The organism is Modicisalibacter radicis (genome assembly GCF_900961225.1).
In the GTDB taxonomy this organism is placed as follows: domain Bacteria; phylum Pseudomonadota; class Gammaproteobacteria; order Pseudomonadales; family Halomonadaceae; genus Modicisalibacter.
This window is the reverse complement of the sequence record NZ_CAAHFN010000055.1, coordinates 71,966-80,743: the sequence shown is the minus strand read 5'-3', so window position 1 is coordinate 80,743 and position 8,778 is coordinate 71,966. Positions and strand designations below refer to the sequence as shown.

Genomic DNA, 8,778 nt, shown 5'->3' with positions numbered 1-8,778 from the left:
CCACCTGACCCCATGCCGAACTCAGCAGTGAAACCGCTCAGCGCCGATGGTAGTGTGGGGCTTCCCCATGCGAGAGTAGGTCATCGTCAGGCATTTATTTCGACACCCCCGGCCAGTGGTCGGGGGTATTGTCGTTTCGGGGCTTCCCTGAAGCGTCGCGGAGCGCCGCCCGACGGAGCGCCGCCCGACGGAGCGCCGCCCGACGGGTGGCCGTCCCGACCCTCGTCAGGCCTCGTCACGAAAAAGCCCCCGGCCATCCCGGGGGCTTTTTTTATGCGCGGAATTCGTAAGGGTGCCCCGGCCTTCGCATCTCTTCCCCGGGTTTTCTTGTGCCTGACCGAGAGGCGGTTCGGCCTGTCATGCCTCGGGGGTGCCTATAGTCATTGTTATAAAGAGTAATTGTTCTCATTGAGGTTCGATTCTCGATTCCTTACCATGCGCTGCGAGCAAGGAATCCAGCAGTCACCGGACCCAAGGACAATACAATGAGACCCCGTAAACTATCCATTGCCATGACCGCCGGGTTGTTCTCCGCGCCGATGGCACTGCAGGCTGCCGACGAGCAGGAGACCATGGTCGTCGTCGGTTCGCGTACACCCACTCAGATCAGCCAGATCCCCGGTACGGTTTGGGTGGTGGAGGGGGCGGAACTGCGCCAGCAGCTCAATAGCGGTGCCGACCTCAAGACCGCCCTGGGCAGGCTCGTGCCGAGCCTGGACTTCGCGCCTCAGGGGCGCACCAACTACGGCCAGAACATGCGTGGCCGGAGCGCTCAGGTGCTGATCGATGGCGTATCGCTCAATAGTTCGCGGGGACTGTCGCGACAGTTCGACTCGATCGACCCGTTCAACGTCGAGCGGGTGGAAGTCCTGTCGGGCGCCAGCAGCCTGTACGGCGGCGGCGCGACGGGGGGCTTGATCAATATCATCACCAAGAAGGGGCAGGCGGGGCCGCCCTCCTTCGAGACTCGCATCGGCATGACCAGCGGGTTCGATGCCAGCGACGACTTCGACCGCCAGGTGGCTCAGTCGGTCAGTGGCGGCAGCGACAGGGTGCATGGCCGGCTCGGTGTTGCCTACACGGAAAATGGTCGCTTCTACGATGGCAACGGGGAAGAGATCTTTCCGGACATTGCCCAGACCGACCTGCAGGAGAACCGCAGCGTCGACGTGATGGGCAATGTCAGTTTCCAGTTGACTGAGCAGCAGACGCTGGAAGTGATGGGGCAGCTCTACGAATCGGGTTACGAGGGTGAGCGCGGAGTTTACTTCCCCAACCTAGGCAGCGCTTCCCCGGACCTGAGCGATGCGCAGATTCGAGATGGCTTCGATTCGGACCGTGAGCCGCTCACCGATCGCAAGCTAATCAACGTCAACTACCATCATGCTGACCTGCTGGGCCAGGATTTCTACCTGCAGGCCTTCCATCGCGAAGAGGAGGCCAATTTCCAGGCCTTTCCCTATCCGGTCGCGGATGGGTATGAATTCCGTGCCTCGCAGCAGAATACCGACCTCAGCGGGATCAAGGCCTTGTTCGACGCTGAGCTGACCGAGAGCGTCGATCTCAGTTATGGCGTCGATCTGGACAGGGAGAAGTTCGATGCTAGCCAGATGACCTTCTCCAAGGCCGTCTCGGATGCCAGTGGCGGCCTCGATCAGGTCGAGAGCTCGGTCACGCCGCGCTACCCGAGTTACCAGGTCGATGGCGTTTCGGCATTCGCCCAGAGCGAATGGCAGGTGACGGAGGGGCTGCAGCTGTCGGGTGGGGTGCGCCGGCAGCACATGGACGTCGAGGTCGAGGATTTCCAGGGGGTTCCGGGCGGCAGTAACGACTACGAAGTAACGCTGTTCAATGCCGGTGCTCTTTATGATTTCGACAATGGCCATCAGGTCTGGAGCAATTACAGCGAAGGCTTCGAGCTGCCGGACCCGGCCAAGTACTATGGCAAGAGCGCCGATATCAGTGTCTCCGAGAATCCCTTGAGTGGCATCAAGACCGATCAGGTCGAGCTCGGCTGGCGGTATCGTGGCGGTGACTGGTCGACCCAGGCCTCCGTTTATTACGCCTGGTCCGACAAGGCGGTGGAAAATGCCGGGGATCTGAGCGTCAGCGTGGTCGACGAGAAGAAGCGTGACTACGGGATCGAGGCCGCCGTGACGCGTTATCTGGGGCAGCAGTGGCAGGTCGGCGGCACACTGCATCTGGTACGCTCGGAGCAGCAGGACGCCGACGGCGACTGGGAGAAGCGTGACGCACGCTACGCGTCGCTGTCATCGGCGACGGCCTTCGTCGGCTGGTCAGACTTCGATACCTCGGCGCGCCTGCAGGCCAGCCATTACCTGGACCTCGAAGATGCCGAAGACCGCCAGATTGACGGCTACACCACGCTGGATTTGACGGCGAGCGAGGATACACGGTTCGGCACGTTGAGCCTGGGCGTGAGCAATCTGCTGGACGAGGCGTATTCCACGGTCTGGGGGCAGCGTGCGGCGTTGTTCTACTCGCCCCAGTACGGTCCCGAATACCTCTACGATTACCAGGGACGCGGGCGGACCTATACGCTGAGCTGGTCTCACGAGTACTGAGCGAACTCGCTGGCAGCCGAGCAACGACGGCGGTATCGGCTCCCCGATACCGCCTTTTTGCGCCCCGAATCTGCCACTTTAGCCGTTGCCGTTCCCGCGGGTGAGTGCCTTCCGCTAAAATGGCGGTTTTCCCGACGGATGATGCGCATGACCATCGGTGATCTGATCCGCTTGCTGGGCGATGGAAATTACCACTCCGGCGAACAGCTGGGCCTACGGCTCGGGGTGTCGCGGACCGCGATCTGGAAACAGCTCAAGAAGCTGGAGGCGCTGGATATCCCGCTCGAAGCGGTCAAGGGGCGCGGCTACCGGCTGGCACGCCCGCTCGAGCTGCTCGATGGTCAAGCGATCATCGCCGACCTGCCGCGTGACTCGCGACGCCACCTGGTGCGCCTGTTCATCGAGGAGGCGCTGCCCTCGACCAACCAGTTCCTGCGCGAACGGTTTCTCCAGGGCGCCGGGCATGCCGAGGTCTGCCTGGCGGAAAGCCAGAGCGCCGGGCGCGGTCGGCGAGGGCGTGCCTGGGCCAGCCCCTGGGGTCGTGGTCTGCTGCTGTCGATCGGCTGGCGATTCGAAGGCGGCGCGACGGCGCTCGAGGGTCTCAGCCTGGCGGTCGGCGTGGTACTGGCCCGGGTGCTCGAGCGGCACGGCCTGGATGTGGCGCTCAAGTGGCCCAATGACGTACTGCTCGATCAGGATGGCGCGCTGTACAAGCTGGCGGGGATCCTGCTCGAAGTCAGCGGCGACGCCCAGGGCCCCTGCGAGGTCGTCGTGGGCATCGGTCTCAACGTGTTTCTGCCGGATGCGGTGCGCGAGCGCCTCGACCAGCCGGTCGCGGCAGTCGCCGACCAGGCGTCGGGCATAACCCGCAATGCCCTGGCCGCCGAGTTGCTGGATGGCCTGCTGCGAATGCTGGTCGACTTCGAGCAGGAGGGCTTCGCCGCCTGGCAGGAGGCCTGGAACCAGCGTCATGCTCATGCCGGGCGGACGGTCGACGTGATCCATGGCCAGGCACGCTATGCCGCCGTTGCCGAGGGGGTCGATGCCGCCGGGAACCTCTGTGTGCTACGTGAGGGCCATCGGGAGCGTCTGGCGGGTGGCGAAATCAGCGTGCGGAGCCACTCATGATCCTCGACCTGGATATCGGCAACACGCTTTCGAAGTGGCGGTTGAAGGATGTCGCCAGCAGCGAGATCCGCTCCCGCGGGGGCGTCTGGACCCGCGAGGAGTGGCGACCGGGCGCCGACATCCCCGACCTCGATGTGGTGAGCACCGTACGCATCTCCAGTGTCGCCCGTCGTGCGGTGCTCGAGGAAACCGTGAAGCTGCTGCGGCGCCGGGTCGGCGTCGTGCACGTGGCGCACTCGACCAGCGAGGCGCTGGGCGTCAGCTGCGGCTATGAAGAGCCGGAGCGGCTGGGCGTCGATCGCTGGATGGGGGCGCTGGCCGGCTATCATCTGACCGGAGGTTGTTGCACGGTCGATTGCGGCAGTGCGATCACCATCGACTTCGTGCTGCCCGGAGGGCGTCACCTGGGGGGCTATATCGTGCCCGGGTTGCGCTTGATGAAGGACAGCCTCAAGTTGGGCACGCGCAACGTGGCGATCGATCCCGACAGCGAGGCCGACAGTCTGCTGCTGCCGGGGAGAAACACTGCGGCGGCAGTCAATCACGGCATCTTCATGGCCGCTGTCAGTGCCGTGAATCGCATCTACAGCGAGGTCTGCGATCGGGAGGGCGTGGCCCTGCCGCTGTTGGTGACCGGCGGGGACGCCCGGGTCGTTTCGCGGGGCTTGCGGGTGCCCCATGCGCTCTGGCCCGACATGGTCTATGCCGGGCTCGAGGCGAGTTTCCCGCTGACCGCCGCCGAGCGTGCCGGCCGATTATCCGGTGCACCGCGGGTGCCGAGCCCGGCGGCGCTGGAAAAGCTGCGTGCAAGCCTTGCATTGTCGATGCTGCTTTGACACAATGCGCGGCGTTCTGGGGGCAGGGCCTGAGGGTCCGCCGGCGGTTCAAGTGGCTGTAAAGACAGAATTTTGCAGGACAAAGTTTTGTAAAACAGAGGCTTGACAGCTGCGCCCCAGGCGGTAAAATTAGCCGCCACGCTGGAGGGGTTCCCGAGTGGCCAAAGGGAGCAGACTGTAAATCTGCCGCGAAAGCTTCGAAGGTTCGAATCCTTCCCCCTCCACCAGTATTCATGTCGATGCATGGTGGTGTGTCGACAGCACAGAGTGGGCAGGCGGGCATAGTTCAATGGTAGAACCTCAGCCTTCCAAGCTGATGATGCGGGTTCGATCCCCGCTGCCCGCTCCAGTTGTTGTGCTGGTGTAGCAATTGTTGAAGCAGTTTGCTCATGTAGCTCAGGGGTAGAGCACACCCTTGGTAAGGGTGAGGTCGACGGTTCAAATCCGTCCATGAGCTCCACATTGCAAAAAGGCGAGCGCAAGCTCGCCTTTTTGTCTTTCTGCCGCGATTGGGTGGAAAGGGTTGTCAGGGCAGGATGTGTCGGGTATCATTCTGCCCGCTGTAGCGTAACTGCCTGCAATAGGCAATTACGCGTTCAGAATGCAGGCCAGTAGCTCAATTGGCAGAGCAGCGGTCTCCAAAACCGCAGGTTGGGGGTTCGATTCCCTCCTGGCCTGCCAGTCTTCCCCAGGCTGGCGTTATTCCATATACTTCCGTCTTTTCGCTTGCTGTGCCTTGAGGAGTTCCATCGTCATGAAGCAAAACGCCGAGGTGCAGAAGTCGCGCCACGACGGTCTCAAGTGGACGGCAGCCGTCATCCTCGCCGCACTGGCCGTGGTTGGCAACAGTTACTTCGCCGATCAGGCCATGCTGTACCGCGTGCTGGGCGTGGTGGCCCTGGGGCTCGCCGCCGCCGCCGTGGCACTGACCACCGCCAAGGGGCGGGATCTCATCGAATTGGCGCGCAGCTCGCGCAAGGAGATCCAGCGTGTCGTCTGGCCCACGCGCCAGGAGACCGTGCAGACGACCATCATCGTGCTGGTCGCCGTGCTGCTGGTGGGGTTGATGCTGTGGCTGATTGACACCCTGTTGGGCTGGGCCATGTCCGGCATCATCGGTTAGGAGATTCCATGTCCAAGCGTTGGTACGTCGTACACGCCTACTCCGGTTTCGAGAAGCATGTCATGCGCTCGCTCATCGAGCGCGTGAAGCTTTATGGCATGGAGGATCAGTTCGGCGAGATCCTGGTGCCGACCGAAGAAGTCGTCGAGATGCGTGACGGCAAGCGGCGCAAGAGCGAGCGCAAGTTCTATCCCGGCTACGTGCTGGTCGAGATGGAAATGAACGACCAGACCTGGCACCTGGTCAATGAGACCCCGCGGGTGATGGGATTCATTGGCGGCACGCCGGAAAAACCGGCGCCGATCACCCAGAAGGAAGCCGACGGCATCCTGCGTCGGGTCCAGGATGGTACCGACAAGCCGCGGCCCAAGACGCTGTTCGAGCCGGGCGAGGCGGTGCGTGTCGTCGATGGCCCCTTCGCCGACTTCAACGGGGTGGTCGAGGAAGTCAACTACGAGAAGAGCCGCCTGCATGTCAGCGTGCTGATCTTCGGCCGTTCGACGCCGGTGGAGCTCGAATTCGCTCAGGTCGAGAAGGACTGACGTCTTTCCGGAGACTATTTCGTCGGGCCGCCGCGGCGGCTCGTTAACCCGGGGAGCCGCAAGGCGCTACTACCCAACTGGAGTTCATCATGGCTAAGAAAGTCCAGGCCTACATCAAGCTGCAGGTTGCAGCGGGCAAGGCCAACCCGAGTCCCCCCGTGGGCCCCGCGCTGGGTCAGCACGGCGTGAACATCATGGAGTTCTGCAAGGCCTTCAACGCCGAGACGCAGGATATCGAGCCGGGTCTGCCGACGCCGGTCGTGATCACCGTCTACTCCGACCGCAGCTTCACGTTCGTCACCAAGACGCCGCCGGCTGCCGTGCTGCTCAAGAAAGCGGCCGGCATCAAGTCCGGGTCGGGCGAGCCGAACAAGAGCAAGGTCGGCACCGTGACTCGTGAACAGCTCGAGGAGATCGCCAAGACCAAGGAGCCGGACATGACGGCCGGCGATCTCGACGCCGCCGTGCGCACCATCGCCGGCAGCGCCCGTAGCATGGGCCTCAACGTGGAGGGTCTCTGATCATGGCTAAACTGTCCAAGCGCGCGCAGCTGTTCCGCGAAAAGGTCGATGCCTCCAAGGTCTACTCCGTCGACGAGGCCGTGGCACTGCTTTCCGAGCTGTCCAAGGTCAACTTCAAGGAGTCGCTCGACGTCGCCATCAATCTGGGCGTCGATCCGCGTAAATCCGACCAGGTGGTGCGTGGCGCGACCGTCATGCCCAATGGTACCGGCAAGGACGTGCGCGTTGCCGTCTTTACCCAGGGTGCCAACGAGGAAGCGGCCAAGGAAGCCGGTGCCGATATCGTCGGCATGGACGATCTTGCCGAGCAGGTCAAGAAGGGCAACCTGGACTTCGACGTGGTCATCGCCTCTCCCGATGCGATGCGCGTGGTCGGCCAGCTGGGCCAGATCCTCGGTCCGCGAGGCCTGATGCCCAACCCCAAGGTGGGCACCGTGACGCCCGACGTGGCGACCGCGGTCAAGAATGCCAAGGCCGGTCAGGTGCGTTTCCGTACCGACAAGAACGGCATCATCCATTCCACGCTGGGCAAGGTGGATTTCTCGGCCGACGCCATCCGTGGCAACCTCGACGCGCTGGTCAACGACCTCAAGCGTCTCAAGCCGAGCACCTCGAAAGGCGTCTATTTCAAGAAAATGACCCTGTCCACCACCATGGGCCCGGGTCTGACCGTCGATCACTCAACGTATATCTGACGTGTCGTACCAGGCAGTAACTTTGCGGTCCCCGTGCGCTGTCAGCGCAGCGCTGGCGGGGCGCCGTCAAAGACCGCAGGCGTCACCGATGTCGGGTGACTTAATGGCCTCAGGGTCGCCTGCGCAGATGGTGCACCCGCCAGTTCGCTGGTGAGCACCATCATTCCGCGATCCGCCTGGTCAAGGCGGATCGAGAAGGTAACCACCGGGGCAGGCTTTTTCGGAAGCGCCCCGGCACGAAGGAGTGAACACTGTGCCACTAGGTCTCGAAGGCAAGAAAGCGATTGTTGCTGAGGTCAGTGAGGCAGCGAAGGACGCTCTCTCCGTTGTAGTCGCCGACTCTCGCGGCGTCGATGTGGGCGCAATGACCGTATTGCGCAAGCAGGCTCGCGAGAATGGCGTGCAGATCCGTGTTGTCCGCAACACGCTGGCACGCCGTGCGCTGTCGGGCACTCACTGGGAGTGTCTGAACGAGACGTTCGTCGGTCCGACCATGCTGGCTTTCTCCTATGATCATCCGGGCGCCGCCGCCCGCCTGTTCAAGGAGTTTGCCAAGAATCAGTCGGACTTCGAAGTCAAGGCGCTGGCCTACGAGGGTGAGTTCATCCCGGCCGCCGATCTCGACCGTCTGGCAACGCTGCCGACACGCGATGAGGCAATCGCCAAGCTGATGTCCGTCATGAAGGAAGCTTCTGCCGGCAAGCTCGTGCGTACCCTCGCTGCGCTGCGTGACCAGAAGCAGGAACAGGCCGCTTGAGGCGCCTGCTTCACGCAGCTCGAATCGTAGTTCCCGTTATCGAGCGCCGAACCCGTTACGGGGCGCTCCGCAAAGTTTAGGAAAGCAAACATGGCACTGACCAAAGAAGACATCATCAACGCCGTCGCCGACATGTCCGTGATGGAAGTCGCCGAGCTGATCGAGGCGATGGAAGAGAAGTTCGGCGTGTCCGCCGCGGCAGCCGTCGTCGCTGGCCCGGGTGGTGGTGGCGAAGCCGCCGCCGAAGAAGAGCAGACCGAGTTCGACCTGGTGCTGACTGCGGCCGGCGACAAGAAGGTCAACGTCATCAAGGTGGTTCGCGAGATCACCGGTCTTGGCCTGAAGGAAGCCAAGGGTGCCGTCGACGGCGCTCCGGCGACCATCAAGGAAGCGATGTCCAAGGACGACGCTGAAGAAGCCAAGAAGAAGCTGGAAGAAGCCGGCGCGTCTGTGGAGCTCAAGTAACCCTTGCGCTCCGAGGCTTTACGCGCTGCGTAAGCTTCCCTGGCTGGTGGCGGGACACCCGCTGCCGGCCTTTTTCTGTTGTTACTAGCGTCCTATCGTGTAGCTAAAACGGCCGATAAGTCGCTA

General features: G+C 62.8%; 9 protein-coding genes, 4 tRNA genes and 1 rRNA gene. All 14 read left to right on the top strand.

Translation table 11 applies throughout. The features are described 5' to 3' along the window. Positions 1–92, top strand: a 5S ribosomal RNA gene (gene rrf, locus HR9077_RS07990); the annotation flags it as partial. A gap of 393 nt (positions 93–485) precedes the next feature. Further along, the gene (locus HR9077_RS07985; RefSeq protein WP_136066485.1) at positions 486–2,585 is read left to right on the top strand and encodes a TonB-dependent receptor; all 2,100 of its coding nucleotides are present in this window, start codon (positions 486–488) and stop codon (positions 2,583–2,585) included. A gap of 147 nt (positions 2,586–2,732) precedes the next feature. Next, positions 2,733–3,713, top strand: a complete 981-nt coding sequence (locus HR9077_RS07980) for a biotin--[acetyl-CoA-carboxylase] ligase (RefSeq protein WP_136066484.1) — start codon at positions 2,733–2,735, stop codon at positions 3,711–3,713. After that, entirely contained in the window at positions 3,710–4,549 is an 840-nt protein-coding gene (locus tag HR9077_RS07975) for a type III pantothenate kinase (RefSeq protein WP_136066483.1), read from the top strand. Before HR9077_RS07980 ends, HR9077_RS07975 begins: the two co-directional genes overlap by 4 nt. A 143-nt stretch (positions 4,550–4,692) precedes the next feature. Then, positions 4,693–4,776 (top strand) — tRNA-Tyr (locus HR9077_RS07970). 48 nt (positions 4,777–4,824) lie between these two features. Then, positions 4,825–4,898 (top strand) — tRNA-Gly (locus HR9077_RS07965). 36 nt (positions 4,899–4,934) lie between these two features. Then, positions 4,935–5,009: transfer RNA gene (locus tag HR9077_RS07960), tRNA-Thr, on the top strand. A 145-nt stretch (positions 5,010–5,154) separates the two neighbouring features. Then, positions 5,155–5,230 (top strand) — tRNA-Trp (locus HR9077_RS07955). 73 nt (positions 5,231–5,303) lie between these two features. Next, complete coding sequence (secE, locus tag HR9077_RS07950; protein WP_136066482.1) at positions 5,304–5,672, top strand: preprotein translocase subunit SecE; 369 nt, start codon at positions 5,304–5,306, stop codon at positions 5,670–5,672. Between the two features lie 8 nt (positions 5,673–5,680). Further along, entirely contained in the window at positions 5,681–6,214 is a 534-nt protein-coding gene (gene nusG / locus HR9077_RS07945) for a transcription termination/antitermination protein NusG (RefSeq protein ID WP_031384791.1), read from the top strand. An 89-nt stretch (positions 6,215–6,303) separates the two neighbouring features. Further along, entirely contained in the window at positions 6,304–6,735 is a 432-nt protein-coding gene (gene rplK, locus HR9077_RS07940; RefSeq protein WP_136066481.1) for a 50S ribosomal protein L11, read from the top strand. Between the two features lie 2 nt (positions 6,736–6,737). Next, a complete protein-coding gene (gene rplA / locus HR9077_RS07935) occupies positions 6,738–7,430 on the top strand; it encodes a 50S ribosomal protein L1 (RefSeq protein ID WP_136066480.1) in 693 nt (230 codons plus the stop codon). Between the two features lie 253 nt (positions 7,431–7,683). Continuing rightward, positions 7,684–8,187, top strand: a complete 504-nt coding sequence (gene rplJ / locus HR9077_RS07930) for a 50S ribosomal protein L10 (protein WP_136066479.1) — start codon at positions 7,684–7,686, stop codon at positions 8,185–8,187. A gap of 90 nt (positions 8,188–8,277) precedes the next feature. Next, positions 8,278–8,652, top strand: coding sequence for a 50S ribosomal protein L7/L12 (rplL, locus tag HR9077_RS07925; RefSeq protein WP_136066478.1), 375 nt, complete (start codon positions 8,278–8,280; stop codon positions 8,650–8,652). Positions 8,653–8,778 lie beyond the last annotated feature (126 nt).

What these genes read in the sequence shown, in the direction of transcription:
- HR9077_RS07985 (WP_136066485.1), top strand. Translation starts at nt 486, where the DNA reads ATGAGACCCCGTAAACTATCCATTGCCATGACCGCCGGGTTGTTCTCC.
- HR9077_RS07980 (WP_136066484.1), top strand. Translation starts at nt 2,733, where the DNA reads ATGACCATCGGTGATCTGATCCGCTTGCTGGGCGATGGAAATTACCAC.
- HR9077_RS07975 (WP_136066483.1), top strand. Translation starts at nt 3,710, where the DNA reads ATGATCCTCGACCTGGATATCGGCAACACGCTTTCGAAGTGGCGGTTG.
- secE (WP_136066482.1), top strand. Translation starts at nt 5,304, where the DNA reads ATGAAGCAAAACGCCGAGGTGCAGAAGTCGCGCCACGACGGTCTCAAG.
- nusG (WP_031384791.1), top strand. Translation starts at nt 5,681, where the DNA reads ATGTCCAAGCGTTGGTACGTCGTACACGCCTACTCCGGTTTCGAGAAG.
- rplK (WP_136066481.1), top strand. Translation starts at nt 6,304, where the DNA reads ATGGCTAAGAAAGTCCAGGCCTACATCAAGCTGCAGGTTGCAGCGGGC.
- rplA (WP_136066480.1), top strand. Translation starts at nt 6,738, where the DNA reads ATGGCTAAACTGTCCAAGCGCGCGCAGCTGTTCCGCGAAAAGGTCGAT.
- rplL (WP_136066478.1), top strand. Translation starts at nt 8,278, where the DNA reads ATGGCACTGACCAAAGAAGACATCATCAACGCCGTCGCCGACATGTCC.